An 18172-nucleotide genomic window follows, 5' to 3' on the forward strand; every position below is an offset into this window, starting at 1 on the left:
TATAATCTCTACTGAATAAGCTTAGGAGATTAAATGAATAAAGAACCTATGAGTATGCATGGATACAATAAAATTTGTGCGGAATTGAAGCAATTAAAAGAGGTGGAACGGCCTAATATTGTGAAAGAAATTGATATTGCTAGAGGGCATGGGGACTTGAAAGAAAACGCTGAATACCATGCCGCTAAAGAAAAACAACGCTTCATTGAAGCGAGAATCGTGGATTTAAGCGAAATTGTCGCTAACGCTCAAGTGATTGATCCGAGCGTTTTAGCCCATAATAAAGTGAGTTTTGGGAGCACGATTAAAATCCTTAATTTAGACAACGATAAAGAGTTTTCTTATACGATAGTAGGGAGCGTGGAGAGCGATCCAGCTAAAGGGTTGATCTCTTTTGGTTCGCCAATCGCTAAGAGTTTGATCGGTAAGAGCAAGGGCGATGCGGTGAGCATTCAATTACCCAATGGCGAGAGCGATTTTGAAATTTTAGACATTTATTATAAAGAGATTTGTTTTGATGAAAATTAAAATCCAAAAAATCCACCCAAACGCCCTTATCCCTAAATACCAAACCGAGGGTTCTTCAGGATTTGATTTGCATGCTGTAGAAGAAGTAACGATCAAATCTCATAGCGTGGGGTTGGTGAAAATAGGGATTTATTTGTCTTTAGAAGTGGGGTATGAATTGCAAGTGCGCACCCGTAGCGGTTTGGCTTTGAACCATCAGGTGATGGTGTTAAATTCCCCTGGCACGGTGGATAATGATTATAGGGGCGAAATTAAGGTCATTTTAGCGAATTTGAGCGATAAAGATTTTAAAGTCCAAGTAGGGGATAGGATCGCTCAAGGGGTGGTTCAAAAAACTTATAAAGCCGAATTTATAGAATGCGAACGATTAGATGAAACTTCAAGGGGTAGTGGGGGGTTTGGCAGCACAGGAGTGAGCAAGGCATGAATATTAAGGAAAATTTAGAGCAAGTTAAAAACGAATTCAAAAGCGATGAAAAGCTTTTAGAGGGGGCGTTTAGATTAGAAAAGTTTTTCAAACGCTACAAGTGGGTGTTGTTGTTTATTGTGGTGGCTTTTATCGCTTATTTAGGGGATACGAAATTGCAAGATTATAAGCATGAGCAAACTAGAGAGCGGATCACTCAAATTTATAATGAAGTGCTAGAGAGTCCTAATAATATAGCTTTGCAAAAAAGATTGAAAGAAGTCGCCCCAGAGCTGTATGATTTGTATCAATTCGCCAGAGCGAGTGAAAGAAACGATGCAAACGAGTTTAAAAAACTTTCGCAATCTTCTAATGAAATCGTTAAAACTTTTGCAGAGTATTCTTACGCATCGCTCTCTAGAGATAAAAACTTGCTTGAAAAAAGCCCCATCCTTAAAGAAATGAGCGCTTTACAAGAAGTGAACTTGTTGTATGAAGAAAATTCTAAAGACGCAATCAAAAAAGCGCATCAAAGTTTATCCACTATCCCTCTAAGTTCTTCACTCTATGCTATAATCTCTGTTTTAAAACACTATGGAATGTTAGAAGATATTCAGCAAAACCTTTCCAAGCCAACTAATCTAAAAAAAGAAACTATTCAAGGAACGCATTGATTTGATGAATAAACCATTTTTAATCTTACTCATAGCCCTAATTGTCTTTAGCGGCTGTAACATGAGAAAATATTTCAAACCCGCTAAACACCAAATTAAAGGCGAAGCGTATTTCCCTAACCATTTGCAAGAAAGTATCGTTTCGTCTAATCGTTATGGAGCCATTTTGAAAAATGGAGCGGTGATAGGCGATAAAGGTTTAACGCAATTAAGAATCGGTAAGAATTTCAATTATGAAAGCAGTTTTTTAAATGAGAGTCAAGGGTTTTTCATCCTTGCGCAAGATTGTTTGAACAAGATTGATAAAAAAACAAGCAAAAGCAAGGTGGCTAAGACTGAAGAAACGGAATTGAAATTAAAGGGCGTTGAAGCGGAAGTCCAAGATAAAGTCTGTCATCAAGTGGAATTGATTAGCAATAACCCTAACGCCAGCCAACAATCTATCGTTATTCCTTTGGAGACTTTTGCCTTGAGTGCGAGCGTTAAAGGGAATCTTTTAGCGGTGGTGTTAGCGGACAATTCAGCGAATTTATACGACATCACTTCTCAAAAATTGCTTTTTAGCGAGAAAGGTTCCCCAAGCACCACGATCAATTCTTTAATGGCGATGCCTATTTTTATGGATACGGTCGTGGTATTCCCCATGCTAGATGGGCGCTTGTTAGTCGTGGATTATGTGCATGGAAACCCTACGCCTATTAGAAACATTGTTATCAGTAGCGATAAGTTTTTTAACAATATCACCTACCTTATTGTGGATGGCAATAACATGATCGCTTCTACAGGGAAAAGGATACTCTCAGTGGTGAGCGGTCAAGAGTTCAACTATGATGGGGATATTGTGGATTTGCTTTATGATAAGGGGACTTTATATGTGCTCACGCTAGACGGGCAGATTTTGCAAATGGATAAGAGTTTGAGGGAATTAAACAGCGTGAAACTGCCCTTTGCTTCGCTCAATACCATTGTGTTAAACCATAATAAATTGTATTCTTTAGAAAAGCGCGGGTATGTGATAGAAGTGGATTTGAATGATTTTGATTCGTATAATGTCTATAAAACGCCAACTATAGGCAGTTTTAAGTTTTTTTCATCTAATCGTTTGGATAAAGGGGTGTTTTATGATAAAAATCGGGTGTATTACGATCGCTACTATTTAGATTATAATGATTTTAAACCAAAGCTTTATCCCGTTGTGGAAAAACCTGTATCTAAAAAATCTCAAAAAGGCGAAAAAGGGAACGCTCCTATTTATTTGCAAGAAAGGCATAAAGCTAAAGAAAATAAACAGCCTTTAGAGGAAAAAATCAAACCCACTCAAGGGAATAGCGGGTTTGAAGAAGAAGAAGTTAAAACCAGAAGGCCTGAGCCTATTAGGAATCAAAATAACGCCACCCAACAAGGCGAAAAACAAAACGCTCCTAAAGAGAACAAGGCTTCTAAAGAAGAGAATAAACCAAATTCTAAAGAAGAAAAACGCCGCTTGAAAGAAGAAAAGAAAAAAGCCAAAGCCGAACAAAGGGCTAGAGAATTTGAACAAAGAGCGAGAGAGCATCAAGAAAGAGATGAAAAAGAGCTTGAAGAAAGAAGAAAAGCTTTAGAAATGAATAAGAAGTGAGTCTATGCCAGCTAGGCAATCTTTTACAGATTTGAAAAACCTGGTTTTATGCGATATAGGCAACACGCGTATCCATTTCGCGCAAAACTACCAGCTCTTTTCAAGCGCTAAAGAAGATTTAAAGCGTTTGGGTATTCAAAAGGAAATTTTTTACATTAGCGTGAATGAAGAAAATGAAAAAGCCCTTTTAAATTGTTACCCTAACGCTAAAAATATTGCAGGATTTTTTCATTTAGAAACCGACTATGTAGGGCTTGGGATAGACCGGCAAATGGTGTGTTTAGCGGTGGCTAATGGGGTTATAGTGGATGCTGGGAGCGCGATTACGATTGATTTAATTAAAGAGGGCAAGCATTTAGGAGGGTGTATTTTACCCGGTTTAGCCCAATATATTCATGCGTATAAAAAAAGCGCTAAAATCTTAGAGCAACCTTTCAAAGCCTTAGATTCTTTAGAAGTTTTACCTAAAAACACCAGAGACGCTGTGAATTACGGCATGGTTTTGAGTGTCATTGCTTGCATCCAGCATTTAGCCAAAGATCAAAAAATCTATCTTTGTGGGGGCGATGCGAAGTATTTGAGCGCGTTTTTACCCCATTCTGTTTGCAAGGAGCGTTTGGTTTTTGATGGGATGGAAATCGCTCTTAAAAAAGCAGGGATACTAGAATGCAAATGATGCAGAATTTGAGTTTTTTGGGCATGTTTTTAGCCGCTTTGAGCATGTCTTTAGGGCATTGTGTGGGCATGTGTGGGGGGATTGTGAGCGCGTTTAGTCAAATAAGATTTTCTAAAGTTACAAGCTTTTCTTACCAGCTCACTTGCCATGCCCTTTATAATGTAGGAAGGATCAGCACCTACATGCTCTTAGGGGCTATAACGGCAGGTTTAGGGCATAGTCTTAGCGTGAGCATGGGTTTTAGGGGTGTTTTATTCATTAGCATGGGAATTGTTTTAATCCTTTTAGCGCTCTTGGGAGCTAAAGTGGAAAAATTAAGCTTTCAAATCCCTTTCATCTCTTTTTTGATGAAAAAAACCTTGCAATCTCAAAACATTCTAGGGCTGTATTTCTTAGGCGTGTTGAACGGGTTTTTACCTTGCATGATGGTGTATTCGTTTTTAGCGAGCGTGATTCTCAGTCATAGCGCGTTTATGGGAGCGATGCTAGGCCTTTCTTTTGGGCTTGGCACTAGCATGCCGTTGTTTTTAATGGGGATTTTTTTAAGCAAAATTTCCATTTCTTACAGGAAATTTTTCAATCTTTTGTCTAAAATTTTAATGGGGGTTTTTGGGCTTTATGTCCTTTATATGGGGATCATGCTCATTAATCATAAAATGCCCCATGCGATGCATCATCAAAACAGCACCACTCAGCATGATCACAAAGAAACGCATTCGCATGAACACTAACAAAGCCCTTTTTTTGGACAGAGACGGCATTATCAATATTGATAAAGGCTATGTGAGTCAAAAAGAAGATTTTGAGTTTCAAAAAGGGATTTTTGAATTGCTAAAGCATGCGAAATCTTTAGGCTACAAACTGCTTTTAATCACCAACCAATCCGGGATCAACCGAGGCTATTACACCCTTAAAGATTTTGAAAACCTCACCGAATACCTCCAAGAAAGCTTGCTCAAAGAATTAGGTTTTAATTTGGATGGCGTCTATTTTTGCAGGCACGCCCCAGAAGAAAATTGCGCTTGCAGGAAGCCAAAACCCTCTTTGATCTTACAAGCCGCTAAAGAGCATCAAATTTGCTTGGAGCGATCTTTTATGATAGGCGATAAGGAGAGCGACATGTTAGCCGGCTTGAACGCTAAAGTTAAAAATAACCTTTTATTGACCACAAATTTTTTAAAAACTCCTCATTCTTGGATACAATGTAAAGATCTTAAAGAGATGATGGAACTAATCAAATAAGGATAAGAATGCGTTATATTGATGATGGATTAGAAAATCAAACGATTTTAATCACCGGTGGGGCTGGCTTTGTAGGCAGTAATCTGGCCTTTTATTTTCAAGAGAACCACCCTAAAGCTAAAGTAATCATTTTGGATAAGTTTCGCAGTAACACACTCTCTAGTAATAACCGCCCCAGTTCTTTAGGGCATTTTAAGAATTTAATCGGTTTTAAGGGCGAAGTGATTGCAGCTGATATTAATAACCCCTTAGATTTAAGGCGTTTAGAAAAATTGCACTTTGATTATTTGTTCCACCAAGCCGCTGTCTCTGATACGACCATGCTGGATCAAGAATTAGTGATGAAAACCAATTATCAGGCTTTTTTAAACCTTTTAGAAATCGCTCGCTCAAAAAAAGCTAAAGTGATTTATGCTTCTTCAGCGGGCGTTTATGGCAACACCAAAGCCCCCAATGTGGTAGGCAAAAACGAAAGCCCTGAAAATGTCTATGGCTTTTCCAAGCTTTGCATGGACGAATTTGTCCTCTCTCATTCAAATGACAATATTCAAGTGGGCTTAAGGTATTTTAATGTCTATGGGCCTAGGGAATTTTATAAAGAAAAAACCGCCTCTATGGTTTTGCAGCTCGCCTTAGGCGCGATGGCGTTTAAGGAAGTCAAGCTTTTTGAATTTGGCGAGCAATTAAGGGATTTTGTCTATATTGAAGATGTGATCCAAGCGAATGTGAAAGCGATGAAGGCTCAAAAAAGCGGGGTTTATAATGTGGGTTATTCCCAAGCCAGAAGCTATAATGAAATCGTTAGCATTTTAAAAGAGCATTTAGGGGATTTTAAAGTGAGTTATATCAAAAACCCTTATGCTTTCTTCCAAAAGCACACCCAAGCGCATATTGAGCCTACTATTTTGGATTTGGATTACACCCCTTTATACGATTTAGAAAGCGGTATTAAAGATTATTTGCCCCATATCCATGCGATTTTTAAAGGACAATGCGCATGAAAAAAATCCTAGTCGTAGGCGATCTGATCGCTGATTATTACTTGTGGGGGAAGAGCGAACGCCTTTCGCCTGAAGCCCCTGTGCCTGTTTTAGAAGTCCAGAGGGAGAGCAAGAATTTAGGCGGAGCGGCTAATGTGGCTAATAACCTCATTTCTTTAAAGGCTAAAGTCTTTTTATGTGGGGTCGTGGGCTATGATTTAGAGGGCGAGCATTTTTTGAACGCTCTCAAAGCTAGGAATATTGACACTTCAGGCATTTTAATAGATAAAACCCGTTGCACCACGCTTAAGACGCGCATCATCGCACAAAACCAGCAAATCGCGCGCGTGGATAAGGAAATCAAAGACCCCTTAAACGCTGATTTAAGAAAAAGACTTTTAGATTTTTTCACAGAAAAAATCCAAGAAATAGATGGCGTTATCCTTTCAGATTACAATAAGGGCGTGTTGGATTTTGAACTCACTCAAAAAATGATCACTCTGGCCAACACACACCATAAGCTCATTTTATGCGACCCTAAAGGGAAAGATTATAGCAAATATTCCCATGCGAGTTTGATCACGCCTAATCGCACGGAATTAGAGCATGCGCTCCATTTGAAGTTAGACAGCCATGCGAATTTATCAAAAGCGCTCCAAATCTTAAAAGAAACTTATCAAATCGCTATGCCTTTAGTTACTTTGAGCGAACAAGGCATCGCTTTTTTAGAAAAAGGCGAGCTAGTCAATTGCCCCACTATCGCTAAAGAGGTTTATGATGTAACTGGGGCAGGCGATACGGTGATCGCGTCTTTAACGCTCTCTTTATTAGAATTGATGAGCCTAAAAGATGCTTGCGAGTTTGCCAATGCGGCTGCGGCGGTGGTGGTGGGTAAAATGGGGAGCGCGTTAGCGAGTTTAGAAGAAATCGCTTTGATTTTAAACCAAACGCACCCCAAAATCCTCCCTTTAGAAAAGCTGTTAGAAACTTTAGATCAGCAAAAAATCGTTTTCACCAATGGCTGTTTTGATCTCCTCCATAAAGGGCATGCGAGTTATTTGCAAAAGGCTAAAGCTTTAGGGGATATTCTCATTGTGGGGTTAAATAGCGACGCTTCCATCAAAAGGCTTAAGGGGGATAAACGCCCCATAGTGAGCGAAAAAGACAGAGCGTTTCTTTTAGCGAGTTTGTCTTGCGTGGATTATGTCGTGGTGTTTGAAGAAGACACGCCAATCAAATTAATTCAAGCCCTAAAGCCTGATATTTTAGTCAAGGGAGCGGACTACCTCAATAAAGAAGTCATAGGGAGCGAGTTTGCTAAAGAAACCCGTTTGATGGAGTTTGAAGAAGGCTATTCCACAAGCGCTATCATAGAAAAAATTAAAAGGACATGCAATGATTGATGGTTTAATAAAAAAAGAATTTTTAGCCCATAAGGAAGCGTTAGAAAAAAGTTTAGAAAGTTTGCAAGAAGCGTTAAAACAAAGCGTTCATCTTTTGACAGAAACTTTAGAAAATCAAGGGAAAATCCTTATTTGCGGTAACGGGGGGAGCGCGAGCGACGCGCAGCATTTTGCCGCTGAATTGACCGGGCGCTATAAATTAGAAAGGAAAGGCTTGAGTGCGATAAGCCTTAATACCGATACCTCAGCCCTTACCGCCATTGCGAACGATTATGGTTATGAAGAAGTGTTTGCCAGACAAGTGGAAGCGTTGGGGGTAAAAAACGATGTTTTGATAGGGATTTCTACAAGCGGTAATTCCAAAAATGTCCTAAAAGCTTATGAAAAAGCTAAAGATTTAGGGATGAAAACGCTTAGTTTAGCGGGGCGTGATGGGGGGAAAATGAAGCCTTTAAGCGATATGGCTTTGATTGTCCCTAGCGATGATACCCCACGAATCCAAGAAATGCACATTCTTATGATCCACATCTTATGCGATTGCATTGAAAGGCATTTCGCTCATAAAAATTGAATTCAAAGGCTATGCGCTTGAATTTAAAAAGAAAATGATCCTACAAGAAATGAGAATAAAGAAAGGATTAAAAACAACAAAAACCCAAGTCAAAACAAATGGCTTGAAGAAGAGGTTGAAAACCCTTTTTTCTGTCTTCGCTTTTGTTCCATTGATCTTTTTTAGATTGCGTCTCCATTGAAAATTGAATTTTTCACAATGACATAATCAACTTTTCGGATCGCTTCAAGGTCTCTCCCACCTGCATAAGAGATTGAAGATTGTAGATCTTGATGCATTTCAACCAGCGTATCTTTTAATAATCCTTTATGTTGGATCCAAATTTTCTTGCCTTCAATATTTTTCTTTTCACCTTTTTGGAACTCTGATGCCGAACCGAAATATTCTTTATATGCGATACCATTTTCTATTTTTGTCTCTCCAGATGATTCTTCATGCCCTGCAAAAAGCGAGCCAATCATTACCATTGTCGCGCCAAAGCGTATTGATTTCGCAATATCGCCATGCGTGCGAATGCCACCATCTGCAATAATCGGTTTTCTTGCTGCTTTAGCACACCATCTAAGAGCCGCTAGTTGCCAACCACCCGTACCAAAGCCTGTTTTGATTTTGGTGATACACACTTTCCCAGGTCCAATGCCAACTTTTGTAGCGTCAGCACCGGCGTTCTCTAATTCACGGACTGCTTCTGGCGTGCCAACATTCCCGGCAATCACAAAAGTTTCTGGCAAATGCGTTTTGATGTGTTGGATCATTTCAATGACAGAATTTGAATGGCCATGCGCAATATCGATCGTGATATAATCTGACGCTAATTTTTGTTTGGCCAACTCTTCTATCAAAAGATATTCTTCCTTTTTCACCCCAACACTGATGGAACTGATCCATTGGCGTTTTTTCATTTTTTTGACAAACGGGATTCTTGCTGCTCCATCAAAACGGTGCATGATGTAGAAATAGCCATTTTCTGCTAGGAATTCTGCGATTGAGTCGTTGATGATTGTCTGCATGTTTGCTGGGACTACGGGCATTTTAAATGCGTGCTTGCCTAAGGTAACGGTCGTATCGCACTCTGAACGGCTATTAACGATGCATTTATTAGGAATGAGTTGGACATCCTCGTAATCAAATACTTTCAATGACTTGATCCTTTTTTGCTTTAAAACATTATTTTTACCTTAAATTGAATAAAAAATCAAGAGGAAATGATATAGGCTCGATCAAATTTTGGGCGTCAAAGGCCTTATGAATAACCATAATAAGCAAGGGTTACAATATTTCAAAGAAAACGCTACAATAAACTTTCTCTAATCACAAAAAATAAGGAAATCATAAGATGCTACAAACCATCAACTTAACGCAACGCTATGCGACTAAAAAATTGTTTGAGAATGTGAATATCAAGCTGGATAAAAACAAACGCTACGGGCTGATTGGGGCTAATGGTGCAGGGAAGTCCACTTTTTTAAAGATTTTAAGCAAGAGTATTGATTGCAGCAGTGGGGAAGTCATTATTACAAGCGGGATGAGGATGGGGGTTTTAGGGCAGGATCAATACGCTTTTGAAGATTTGAGCCTTAAAGATGCGGTTTTGATAGGCAATAAGCGTTTGTATGACGCTATCAAAGAAAAAGAGCGCTTATACACTGAAGGCGATTTGAGCGATGATAAAGTGAATGCGAGACTAGGGGAGTTAGAAACCATTTGCGTGGAAGAAGATCCCATGTATGAATGCGAAGTGGTGATTGAAAAAATCCTAGAAGATTTAGGCATTCCTAGCTCTAGGCACAATGATTTGATGAAAACCCTGCCAAGTAGCGATAAATTTAAAATCCTTCTCGCTCAAGTCTTATTCCCTAAACCGGATATTTTGCTGTTAGATGAGCCTACGAACAACCTGGATTTAAACGCCATTGAATGGTTAGAAAACAACCTCAAACGCCATGAAGGCACGATGGTCGTCATCAGCCATGACAGGCATTTTTTGAATGCGGTATGCACGCATATTTTGGATTTGGATTTTCACAGCGTGCGCGAATTTAGCGGGAATTATGACGATTGGTATATCGCTTCTACTTTGATGATTAAACAGCAAGAGGCCGAACGCAATAAAAAACTCAAAGAAAAAGAAGAGCTAGAAAAATTTATCGCTCGTTTTAGCGCTAACGCTTCTAAAGCCAAGCAAGCCACCAGCCGCCAAAAACAACTGGATAAATTAGACATTCAAAGTTTAGCGGTATCTAGCAGGAGGGATCCTAGCATTATTTTCAAACCCAAACGCACCATTGGGAATGAAGCTTTAGAATGCGAAAACATCTCTAAAAGTTATGACGACCAAATCGTTTTAAATCAAGTGAGCTTGAAAGTGATGCCTAAAGATAAAATCGCCCTCATAGGGCCAAATGGCGTGGGTAAATCCACGCTTTGTAAAATTTTAGTAGAAGAGTTAAAGCCGGATAAGGGCGTGGTGAAATGGGGAGCGACGGTTTTAAAAGGGTATTTCCCTCAAAACGTGAGCGAAGAAATTAGCGGGGAAGAGACCTTGTATCAATGGCTTTTTAATTTCAATAAAAAGATTGAAAGCGCAGAGGTGAGAAACGCTTTAGGGAGGATGCTTTTTAATGGCGAAGAGCAAGAAAAGTGCGTGAACGCTTTAAGCGGAGGCGAAAAGCATAGAATGGTTTTATCCAAGCTCATGCTAGAGGGGGGGAATTTTTTAGTCCTAGATGAGCCGACTAACCATTTGGATTTAGAAGCGATTATCGCTTTAGGCGAAGCACTCTTTAAATTTGATGGGGCAGTGATTTGCATAAGCCATGACAGAGAACTCATTGATGCGTATGCTAACCGGATCATTGAATTAGTCCCAAGCCCTAAAGGCGCTTCAATCATTGATTTTAAAGGCAGTTATGAAGAGTATTTAGCGAGCAAAAAATGAAACCACGAGATATTGAAATCATTCAAAGCATTTTAGAAATTACAGGGCCTATTAAGGTTACTGAGATTTATGATAAAGCCAAAGAGCTTTTTGAAAAAGGCGAGATTACAAAAATGTTTGATTATGGGGGTAACACTCCAGATAGAAGCGTTAGCACCTTTATTTATACCGCCTTAAGCAAGGGCGAAAAACTGCCTTTTTTGAAAACGCAAGAAAAGCCGGTTTTAATCGCTTTAAAAGGTGTGGCTAAAGAGCCGGTTTTGAATACTCAAAAGCCAAGCGCTCCAAGCGTTAAAATTGTGCATGAAAGGGATTTGCACTCCTTTTTAACTTACATGGCTTTTCATAATGAAAATTTGAAATGCTACACGAAAACCATTTTTCATGAAGAGAGTTCAAAATCGCCAAAAGGCATGGACAGGTGGCTTTATCCGGACATGGTGGGGGTTAGGTTTTTGCACGCTGAATGGTCTAATGAAAATTTAATCGCTTTTTCTAAGAAATTTGACACTTTACCCGTTAAACTGGTGAGCTTTGAATTGAAAAAAGAAATCAGCGTGAATAATTGCAGGGAGTGTTATTTTCAAGCGATTTCTAACAGCTCGTGGGCTAATGAGGGGTATTTAGTGGGCCGTCATATTGATACGCATAATCCCCAACTCATGGATTTGTTGAAGCGTTTGCATGCGAGTTTTGGGATTGGCGTGATTGATTTAAGAACTGATGAGAATAAAAGCGCTATTTTATTGAACGCTAAATACAAAGAAAAGATTGATTACACCGTGGCTTTGGAGCTTAGCGACAAAAATAAAAAATTCAGCGGTTTTTTAAAGAGCGTTGTGGATTATGACCCGGCTCACTCATACCGCTATAAAGATGAGTTTGATGAGATTAAAAAGAAAGAGGAGTTATACCCTAACTCATCACTTTCTTTTTAAAAAACGAGATTTTAAAAAACGCTTTAAGCGGCTTTATAAGGGCGTTTCAAAAACCCTAAATAAAGCGCTAAAGAGCAACACGACCAAGCAATCCCTAATAAAAACCCTCCCAAAACATCGCTAGGGTAATGCACCCCTAAATAAACCCTATCATACGCCATTAAAAAAATCCAAAAAAGTAAAATAACAGCAATAATCGTTTTAATGCGAGCATTTGCGTTAGAATAGCATAACAACAACGCCAAAGAGCCGTAAAAAAGCGCTGAAGCCAAAGCATGCCCGCTAGGGAAACTAAAGCCATGTGCAAAAACCAATTCGCCATTGGTTACAGGCCGTGGGCGTGCCACTAAAAGCTTAAGGGATTTTAGGGTGAATTCACCTAATAAGATGCTAAAGAAAAACCACACCCCCAAAGCGATGCGTTTTTGAAACCCAAACCACAAGCCAATGAGTAAGGCTATAGGAGTGGTGAGCTTGCTTTGCGCAAACCATGTGCTAAAAAACACGAAAGAAAGCCACGCGCTCCCTTGAATGGGGGCAGGGTTGCGGATCAAGTCTATAAAAAATAAATCCAATTGTTGCACCCACTCTTTTTGAAAAGCCACCCCGCTTATTACGATTCCAAACAAAATAAAAAAGACGATCCCCACAATCCCAAGCGTTTTAGCCGCTTTTTTTTCTCTTACGCTGATTGTTCTGTCAAATACCATTCAAACCCCTTTTAAAAATGTTTTTTGAAAAATGGGATTATAGCTTATTTATCCCATAAACGCACAGAAAATGCAAGGAATAAAAAAATAATATTCTTTGCTATAATGAAGCCTTTAAAGGGTGCGCGCCCAACGCCAAACAAATCCGCCAATCAAAACACAAAAAAGGGGCTTATATCATGGAAAATAAAAACACTCAAGCGAATGAGAAAAACAACGAGCATGCATCTTCTTCATTAGAGCGCAACGAATTGCACAACACCATTTGGAAAGTGGCTAATGAATTGAGAGGCTCAGTGGATGGCTGGGATTTTAAGCAATACGTTTTAGGCATTCTTTTTTACCGCTACATTTCAGAGAACATGACTGATTACATCAATAAAGAAGAGCGAAAGCGCGATCCGAGTTTTGATTACGCTTTATTAAGCGATGAAGAGGCCGAACGCGCAAGAGAACACCTGATTGAAGAAAAAGGCTTTTTCATCCCGCCAAGCGCTTTATTTTGTAACGCGCTAAAAAACGCACCTAGTAACGAAGATCTCAATGTAACCCTACAAAATATTTTTAACGAAATAGAAAAATCTAGCCTTGGGTTTAAATCAGAAGAAAATGTTAAAGGCTTGTTTGCGGATTTAGACGTCAATAGCAATAAATTAGGGAGTTCTCATAAAAATAGGGTGGAAAAACTGACTAAAATCCTTGAAGCCATAGGGGGCATGCAATTAGGCGATTATCAAAAAAGCGGGATTGATGTTTTTGGCGACGCTTATGAATATTTAATGACCATGTATGCGAGCAATGCCGGCAAAAGCGGAGGGGAATTTTTCACCCCCCAAGAAGTGAGCGAACTGCTCGCTAAAATCGCCCTGCACAACCAAGAGAGCGTCAATAAAGTTTATGACCCATGCTGTGGGAGCGGAAGCTTACTCTTACAATTTTCTAAAGTGTTAGGCGATAAAAATGTTTCAAAAGGGTATTTTGGGCAAGAAATCAATTTGACCACTTACAACCTTTGCCGAATCAATATGTTTTTGCATGACATCAATTACTCTAAATTCCACATTGCGCATGGGGACACGCTTTTAGACCCAAAGCATCAAGACGATGAGCCTTTTGATGCGATCGTTTCCAACCCTCCTTATTCCACTAAATGGGTGGGCGATAACAACCCCATTTTAATCAACGATGAGCGTTTTAGCCCGGCCGGTGTGTTAGCACCCAAAAACGCTGCCGATCTCGCTTTCACCATGCACATGCTTTCTTATTTATCCAATAGTGGCACGGCTGCGATCGTGGAATTCCCCGGGGTGCTTTATAGAGGGAACGCTGAAGCAAAAATCAGAGAATATTTAGTTAAAGAAAATTTCATTGACTGCGTGATCGCTTTACCAGACAATCTCTTTTTTGGAACGAGTATCGCTACTTGTATTTTAGTGCTTAAGAAAAACAAACAAGACGACACCACGCTTTTTATTGATGCGAGTAAGGAATTTGTCAAAGAAGGCAAGAAAAACAAGCTCAAAGAACACAACCGAGAAAAGATTTTAAAATCTTATACGGAAAGGAAAGCAATCAAGCATTTTTGCGCCCTAGAGAGTATTGAGCAAATCAAAGAAAACGATTACAATTTATCCGTGAATCGCTATGTGGAGCAAGAAGACACTAAAGAGATTATTGACATTAAAGCGCTCAATGCTGAGATTTCTCAAATCGTAGAAAAACAAAGCGCTTTAAGAAACAGCCTTGAATCCATTATCAAAGAGTTAGAAGAAGGGCAAAATGCATAAAATAGAGCGCTTACTCCAAACTTTAGCGCCTAAGGGGGTGGAGTTTAAAACGCTTGAAGAGGTTTTTGAAATTAAAAATGGTTACACCCCATCAAAAAACAATCCTGAATTTTGGGAAAAAGGGACTATCCCTTGGTTTAGAATGGAAGACATTAGAGAAAATGGGAGGATTTTAAAAGACTCTATCCAACACATTACCCCAAAGGCTTTAAAGGGTAAGAAATTATTCCCTAAAAATTCTATTATGATTTCTACAACAGCAACCATAGGCGAACATGCCCTTTTAATCGTTGATTCGTTAGCGAATCAACGATTCACTTTTTTAAGCAAAAAAGCGAATTGTGATCTTGCTTTAGACATGAAATTCTTTTTTTATCAATGTTTTCTTTTGGGGGAATGGTGCAAAAAAAATACTAATGTTTCAGGTTTTGCTTCTGTGGATATGACCGCTTTTAAAAAATATAAGTTCCCCATCCCACCCCTAGAAATCCAACAAGAGATTGTTAAGATTTTAGATCAATTTTCAATCCTAACCACCGATTTATTAGCCGGTATCCCAGCTGAAATAGAAGCCAGGAAAAAGCAATACGAATATTACAGAGAAAAACTATTAACCTTCAAACCACTCCCAAACAAGGCATAAACTTATGATTTATGAGATTATCGCAGAAAGCAATGAAAGCACCGTGATGGCTGAGTATCATAGCGATAATGAAAAAAAAAGCGCTTATGAGAGCGAAGCAGAGCTAGAAAGGGCGTTTATTAAGCTTTTACAAAAACAAGGCTATGAATTTAAAAAAATCTACAAAGAAGAAGAATTAAAAGACAATTTAAAAGAGCAGTTAGAAAAGCTTAATGATCATTCTTTCACGCCTAAAGAATGGGACATTCTTTATTCTCAATTCATCGCTAATAAAAACGATGACTATAAGGCTAAAACGAGAAAAATCCAAGAAGATCCGATTTTTAATCTCACGCTAGAGAATGGGAAAACCAAAAACATTAAAATCATTGATAAGAAAAATATCCATAAAAACGCCTTGCAAGTGATCCACCAATACAGCGCTAAAGGGAAATATGAGAACCGCTATGATGTGAGCATTCTTGTGAATGGCTTGCCTTTAGTGCATGTGGAATTGAAAAGAAGAGGCGTGGCGATTAGAGAGGCGTTCAATCAAATCAAGCGCTATAAAAGGGATAGTTTTAGCGCTGAAGACGGGCTTTTTGATTTCGTGCAGATTTTTGTTATCAGTAACGGCACGAGTAGTAAATACTATTCAAACACCACAAGAATAGCCCAGTTGGAAAAAAACAATAAAGCCGATACTTTTGAATTCACGAATTATTGGGCGGACAGCAAGAATAACAATATTGAAGATTTAATGGATTTTGCCCGATCGTTTTTTGCAAAGCATAGCCTTTTGAATGTTTTAACGCGCTATTGCGTTTTCACAAGCGAAGAGGTTTTATTGGTGATGCGGCCTTATCAAATCGTGGCGGCCGAAAGGATTTTAGAAAAAATCAAAGCCGCGCAAAATAGTAAAACTTATGGGAAAGGTCAAAATGGAGGCTATATCTGGCACACGACAGGGAGCGGTAAAACCTTAACGAGCTTTAAAAGCGCGGCGTTGGCTAAAGAATTAGAGAGTATTTCAAAAGTTTTGTTTGTGGTGGATAGAAAGGATTTAGACTATCAAACCATGAAAGAATACGATAAATTCCAAAAAGATTGCGCTAATTCCAACACAAGCACCAAGATTTTAAAAGAACAGCTTGAAGATTCTAACGCTAAAATCATTATCACCACGATCCAAAAATTAGACAAATTCGTTAAATCCCACCTTAAAGGGCATGCGATCTTTAATGAAGAGGTTGTGATGATTTTTGATGAATGCCATAGGAGTCAGTTAGGCTCCATGCACCAAGTTATCACTAAAGCGTTTAAAAAATACCACCTTTTTGGGTTCACAGGCACGCCTATTTTTGCACAAAATTGCGATAAAAACAACCCTTTAGGCACGACAGAGCAGAAATTTGGGAATTGCCTCCACCAATACACCATTATTGATGCGATCAGGGATAAAAATGTTTTGCCTTTTAGAGTGGAATACCACAACACCTTTAAAGCTAAAGAGGGCATTATAAACAATAAGGTTAGAGCGGTTGATGAAAAAAACGCCCTTTTGGATACCAGGAGGATCAAAGAAATCGCTAAATGCATTTTAGAGCGTTTCAATCAAGCCACTAAAAATAAAAAATTCAATTCCATTCTGGCATGCTCTAATATAGAAGCGCTGAAAAAATACTACCGGGCTTTTAAAGAAGAAAAACACGACCTTAAAATCGCTACCATTTTTAGCTATAGCGCTAATGAAGAACTTGATGCGCTAGAAGATGAAAACAATGAAAGCGTTTGCCGGCTAGACAAAAGCTCAAGGGATTTTTTAGAGGGCGCGATTGCGGATTATAATGGAATGTTTAACACTTCTTTTGACACTTCGGATCAAAAATTCCAAAGCTATTATAAGGATCTTTCTCAAAAAGTAAAGGATCGTGAAATCGATCTTTTAATGGTGGTGAACATGTTTTTGACCGGGTTTGACGCTACAAGGCTCAACACCCTTTGGGTGGATAAAAACCTCAAATACCATGGGCTAATTCAGGCTTTTTCACGCGCAAACCGCATTTTAAATAGCGTTAAAACGCATGGGAATATCGTGTGTTTTAGGGATTTAGAGCAGGATTTAAATGACGCTCTCATGCTTTTTGGCAACAAGGACGCTAAATCTATTGCGTTATTAAGGAAATATGAAGATTATTTGAAAGGCTACACGGACAATAATAGAGAATACGAGGGCTATGAGGGTTTGATTGGAAGGCTTTTAAGAGAATTTCCCTTAAAAGAGCCAATCATTTCAGAAAGCCAGAAAAAGGATTTCATTAAGCTTTTTGGCAAGATTTTGAAATTAGAAAATATTTTAAACAGCTTTGAAAATTTTAAAAAAGACGATTACATCAACCCAAGGGATTTTCAAGACTATCAAAGCAAATACCTTGATTTTTACGATGAAATGAGGCCAGAAAAAGGGAGGGATAAAGAAGAGATTAACGACGATTTGATTTTTGAAATTGAACTCATTAAGCAAGTGGAAGTCAATATTGACTATATTTTGAATTTGATTGAAGAGTTCGCTAAAGAGCATGGGGTGGAAATTCAAGGCGTTAAAACCAAAATAGAGCCAATCATCAACTCCAGCATAGAGTTAAGGAATAAAAAAGATTTGATCATGGATTTCATTGACAAATACAACAAAGATCAAGAAGTCCATGCGTATTTTCAAGATTACATCCACCAAAAAAGAGAAGAGGAATTCCAAAATATCATAGAAGAAAACCGCTTGAATGAAGAAAAAGCCTATTTATTCATGCAGCATGCCTTTAAAGGGGGCGAAATCAGCTTCAGTGGGACGGAATTCCCTAAAATCATTGAAGAAAAACCCTCCAGATTTGACAAAAATTCGCGCTATCAAGAGGTGAAAGAAAAAGTCGCTGCAAGCCTTTCTCGTTTTTTCCACCGCTTTTTTGATCTCACTAGTTCTATATTTAAGAAAAATGGGGTTAAAAAAGATGAGGTTAAAAAAGATGAGATTAATGAAAAATAGTTCATTTTTGAACGCTTTCACATTAAAACTCAAAGATAG

Annotated in this window: 18 protein-coding genes; 16 read left to right on the top strand and 2 right to left on the bottom strand. The window is 38.7% G+C overall.

Annotated elements, in window-relative coordinates; genetic code table 11:
- Window positions 1-33 precede the first annotated feature (33 nt).
- The 10 genes from greA to gmhA are packed head-to-tail and all read left to right on the top strand — an operon-like array spanning window position 34 to window position 8098.
- Window positions 34-528: a transcription elongation factor GreA gene (greA, locus tag HPOKI112_RS02600; RefSeq protein ID WP_001031343.1), complete on the top strand. Its 495-nt coding sequence runs from the start codon at window positions 34-36 to the stop codon at window positions 526-528.
- A complete protein-coding gene (dut, locus tag HPOKI112_RS02605) occupies window positions 518-955 on the top strand; it encodes a dUTP diphosphatase (protein WP_025275796.1) in 438 nt (145 codons plus the stop codon). The genes greA and dut overlap by 11 nt, the downstream gene beginning before the upstream one ends.
- Window positions 952-1608 carry a hypothetical protein gene (locus HPOKI112_RS02610; protein WP_025275797.1) on the top strand — a complete coding sequence of 219 codons (657 nt, stop codon included), beginning with the start codon at window positions 952-954 and terminating at the stop codon, window positions 1606-1608. The genes dut and HPOKI112_RS02610 overlap by 4 nt, the downstream gene beginning before the upstream one ends.
- 4 nt (window positions 1609-1612) lie before the next feature.
- Window positions 1613-3226: a plasminogen-binding protein PgbB gene (gene pgbB, locus HPOKI112_RS02615; RefSeq protein WP_025275798.1), complete on the top strand. Its 1614-nt coding sequence runs from the start codon at window positions 1613-1615 to the stop codon at window positions 3224-3226.
- A 4-nt stretch (window positions 3227-3230) separates the two neighbouring features.
- The gene (locus tag HPOKI112_RS02620; protein ID WP_025275799.1) at window positions 3231-3902 is read left to right on the top strand and encodes a type III pantothenate kinase; all 672 of its coding nucleotides are present in this window, start codon (window positions 3231-3233) and stop codon (window positions 3900-3902) included.
- Window positions 3893-4633: a sulfite exporter TauE/SafE family protein gene (locus HPOKI112_RS02625; protein ID WP_025276782.1), complete on the top strand. Its 741-nt coding sequence runs from the start codon at window positions 3893-3895 to the stop codon at window positions 4631-4633. The genes HPOKI112_RS02620 and HPOKI112_RS02625 overlap by 10 nt, the downstream gene beginning before the upstream one ends.
- Complete coding sequence (gmhB, locus tag HPOKI112_RS02630) at window positions 4623-5144, top strand: D-glycero-beta-D-manno-heptose 1,7-bisphosphate 7-phosphatase (protein WP_025275801.1); 522 nt, start codon at window positions 4623-4625, stop codon at window positions 5142-5144. Before HPOKI112_RS02625 ends, gmhB begins: the two co-directional genes overlap by 11 nt.
- Window positions 5145-5152: 8 nt before the next feature.
- The gene (gene rfaD / locus HPOKI112_RS02635) at window positions 5153-6145 is read left to right on the top strand and encodes an ADP-glyceromanno-heptose 6-epimerase (protein ID WP_025275802.1); all 993 of its coding nucleotides are present in this window, start codon (window positions 5153-5155) and stop codon (window positions 6143-6145) included.
- A complete protein-coding gene (rfaE1, locus tag HPOKI112_RS02640; RefSeq protein WP_025275803.1) occupies window positions 6142-7527 on the top strand; it encodes a D-glycero-beta-D-manno-heptose-7-phosphate kinase in 1386 nt (461 codons plus the stop codon). The genes rfaD and rfaE1 overlap by 4 nt, the downstream gene beginning before the upstream one ends.
- Window positions 7520-8098, top strand: a complete 579-nt coding sequence (gene gmhA / locus HPOKI112_RS02645) for a D-sedoheptulose 7-phosphate isomerase (protein WP_025275804.1) — start codon at window positions 7520-7522, stop codon at window positions 8096-8098. Before rfaE1 ends, gmhA begins: the two co-directional genes overlap by 8 nt.
- Window positions 8099-8259: 161 nt before the next feature.
- On the opposite strand, the gene HPOKI112_RS02655 is transcribed toward gmhA, so the two are convergent.
- Window positions 8260-9237: a GMP reductase gene (locus HPOKI112_RS02655; protein WP_025275806.1), complete on the bottom strand. Its 978-nt coding sequence runs from the start codon at window positions 9235-9237 to the stop codon at window positions 8260-8262.
- Between the two features lie 197 nt (window positions 9238-9434).
- Between HPOKI112_RS02655 and HPOKI112_RS02660 the strand changes: the two genes are divergently transcribed.
- Window positions 9435-11036, top strand: a complete 1602-nt coding sequence (locus HPOKI112_RS02660) for an ABC-F family ATP-binding cassette domain-containing protein (RefSeq protein WP_025275807.1) — start codon at window positions 9435-9437, stop codon at window positions 11034-11036.
- Window positions 11033-11974, top strand: a complete 942-nt coding sequence (locus tag HPOKI112_RS02665) for a COG2958 family protein (RefSeq protein WP_025309712.1) — start codon at window positions 11033-11035, stop codon at window positions 11972-11974. The genes HPOKI112_RS02660 and HPOKI112_RS02665 overlap by 4 nt, the downstream gene beginning before the upstream one ends.
- Window positions 11975-11997: 23 nt before the next feature.
- On the opposite strand, the gene HPOKI112_RS02670 is transcribed toward HPOKI112_RS02665, so the two are convergent.
- Window positions 11998-12684 carry a phosphatase PAP2 family protein gene (locus tag HPOKI112_RS02670; RefSeq protein WP_025309713.1) on the bottom strand — a complete coding sequence of 229 codons (687 nt, stop codon included), beginning with the start codon at window positions 12682-12684 and terminating at the stop codon, window positions 11998-12000.
- 24 nt (window positions 12685-12708) lie between these two features.
- Here HPOKI112_RS02670 and HPOKI112_RS08605 point away from each other — a divergent pair, with 24 nt between their 5' ends.
- The 4 genes from HPOKI112_RS08605 to HPOKI112_RS02685 are packed head-to-tail and all read left to right on the top strand — an operon-like array spanning window position 12709 to window position 18133.
- The gene (locus HPOKI112_RS08605) at window positions 12709-12924 is read left to right on the top strand and encodes a type I restriction endonuclease (protein WP_080276191.1); all 216 of its coding nucleotides are present in this window, start codon (window positions 12709-12711) and stop codon (window positions 12922-12924) included.
- Window positions 12864-14471, top strand: a complete 1608-nt coding sequence (locus HPOKI112_RS02675; RefSeq protein ID WP_025309714.1) for a type I restriction-modification system subunit M — start codon at window positions 12864-12866, stop codon at window positions 14469-14471. Before HPOKI112_RS08605 ends, HPOKI112_RS02675 begins: the two co-directional genes overlap by 61 nt.
- On the top strand, window positions 14464-15114 hold the full coding sequence (locus HPOKI112_RS02680; RefSeq protein WP_025309715.1) for a restriction endonuclease subunit S: 651 nt from the start codon (window positions 14464-14466) through the stop codon (window positions 15112-15114). Before HPOKI112_RS02675 ends, HPOKI112_RS02680 begins: the two co-directional genes overlap by 8 nt.
- 4 nt (window positions 15115-15118) lie before the next feature.
- A complete protein-coding gene (locus tag HPOKI112_RS02685; protein WP_025309716.1) occupies window positions 15119-18133 on the top strand; it encodes an HsdR family type I site-specific deoxyribonuclease in 3015 nt (1004 codons plus the stop codon).
- The last annotated feature ends 39 nt before the right edge of the window (window positions 18134-18172 follow it).

The sequence above is a fragment of the Helicobacter pylori oki112 genome, assembly GCF_000600085.1.
In the GTDB taxonomy this organism is placed as follows: Bacteria; Campylobacterota; Campylobacteria; order Campylobacterales; family Helicobacteraceae; genus Helicobacter; species Helicobacter pylori_CY.

What these genes read in the sequence shown, in the direction of transcription:
- greA (WP_001031343.1), top strand. Translation starts at nt 34, where the DNA reads ATGAATAAAGAACCTATGAGTATGCATGGATACAATAAAATTTGTGCG.
- dut (WP_025275796.1), top strand. Translation starts at nt 518, where the DNA reads ATGAAAATTAAAATCCAAAAAATCCACCCAAACGCCCTTATCCCTAAA.
- HPOKI112_RS02610 (WP_025275797.1), top strand. Translation starts at nt 952, where the DNA reads ATGAATATTAAGGAAAATTTAGAGCAAGTTAAAAACGAATTCAAAAGC.
- pgbB (WP_025275798.1), top strand. Translation starts at nt 1,613, where the DNA reads ATGAATAAACCATTTTTAATCTTACTCATAGCCCTAATTGTCTTTAGC.
- HPOKI112_RS02620 (WP_025275799.1), top strand. Translation starts at nt 3,231, where the DNA reads ATGCCAGCTAGGCAATCTTTTACAGATTTGAAAAACCTGGTTTTATGC.
- HPOKI112_RS02625 (WP_025276782.1), top strand. Translation starts at nt 3,893, where the DNA reads ATGCAAATGATGCAGAATTTGAGTTTTTTGGGCATGTTTTTAGCCGCT.
- gmhB (WP_025275801.1), top strand. Translation starts at nt 4,623, where the DNA reads ATGAACACTAACAAAGCCCTTTTTTTGGACAGAGACGGCATTATCAAT.
- rfaD (WP_025275802.1), top strand. Translation starts at nt 5,153, where the DNA reads ATGCGTTATATTGATGATGGATTAGAAAATCAAACGATTTTAATCACC.
- rfaE1 (WP_025275803.1), top strand. Translation starts at nt 6,142, where the DNA reads ATGAAAAAAATCCTAGTCGTAGGCGATCTGATCGCTGATTATTACTTG.
- gmhA (WP_025275804.1), top strand. Translation starts at nt 7,520, where the DNA reads ATGATTGATGGTTTAATAAAAAAAGAATTTTTAGCCCATAAGGAAGCG.
- HPOKI112_RS02660 (WP_025275807.1), top strand. Translation starts at nt 9,435, where the DNA reads ATGCTACAAACCATCAACTTAACGCAACGCTATGCGACTAAAAAATTG.
- HPOKI112_RS02665 (WP_025309712.1), top strand. Translation starts at nt 11,033, where the DNA reads ATGAAACCACGAGATATTGAAATCATTCAAAGCATTTTAGAAATTACA.
- HPOKI112_RS02670 (WP_025309713.1), bottom strand. Translation starts at nt 12,684, where the DNA reads ATGGTATTTGACAGAACAATCAGCGTAAGAGAAAAAAAAGCGGCTAAA.
- HPOKI112_RS02675 (WP_025309714.1), top strand. Translation starts at nt 12,864, where the DNA reads ATGGAAAATAAAAACACTCAAGCGAATGAGAAAAACAACGAGCATGCA.
- HPOKI112_RS02680 (WP_025309715.1), top strand. Translation starts at nt 14,464, where the DNA reads ATGCATAAAATAGAGCGCTTACTCCAAACTTTAGCGCCTAAGGGGGTG.
- HPOKI112_RS02685 (WP_025309716.1), top strand. Translation starts at nt 15,119, where the DNA reads ATGATTTATGAGATTATCGCAGAAAGCAATGAAAGCACCGTGATGGCT.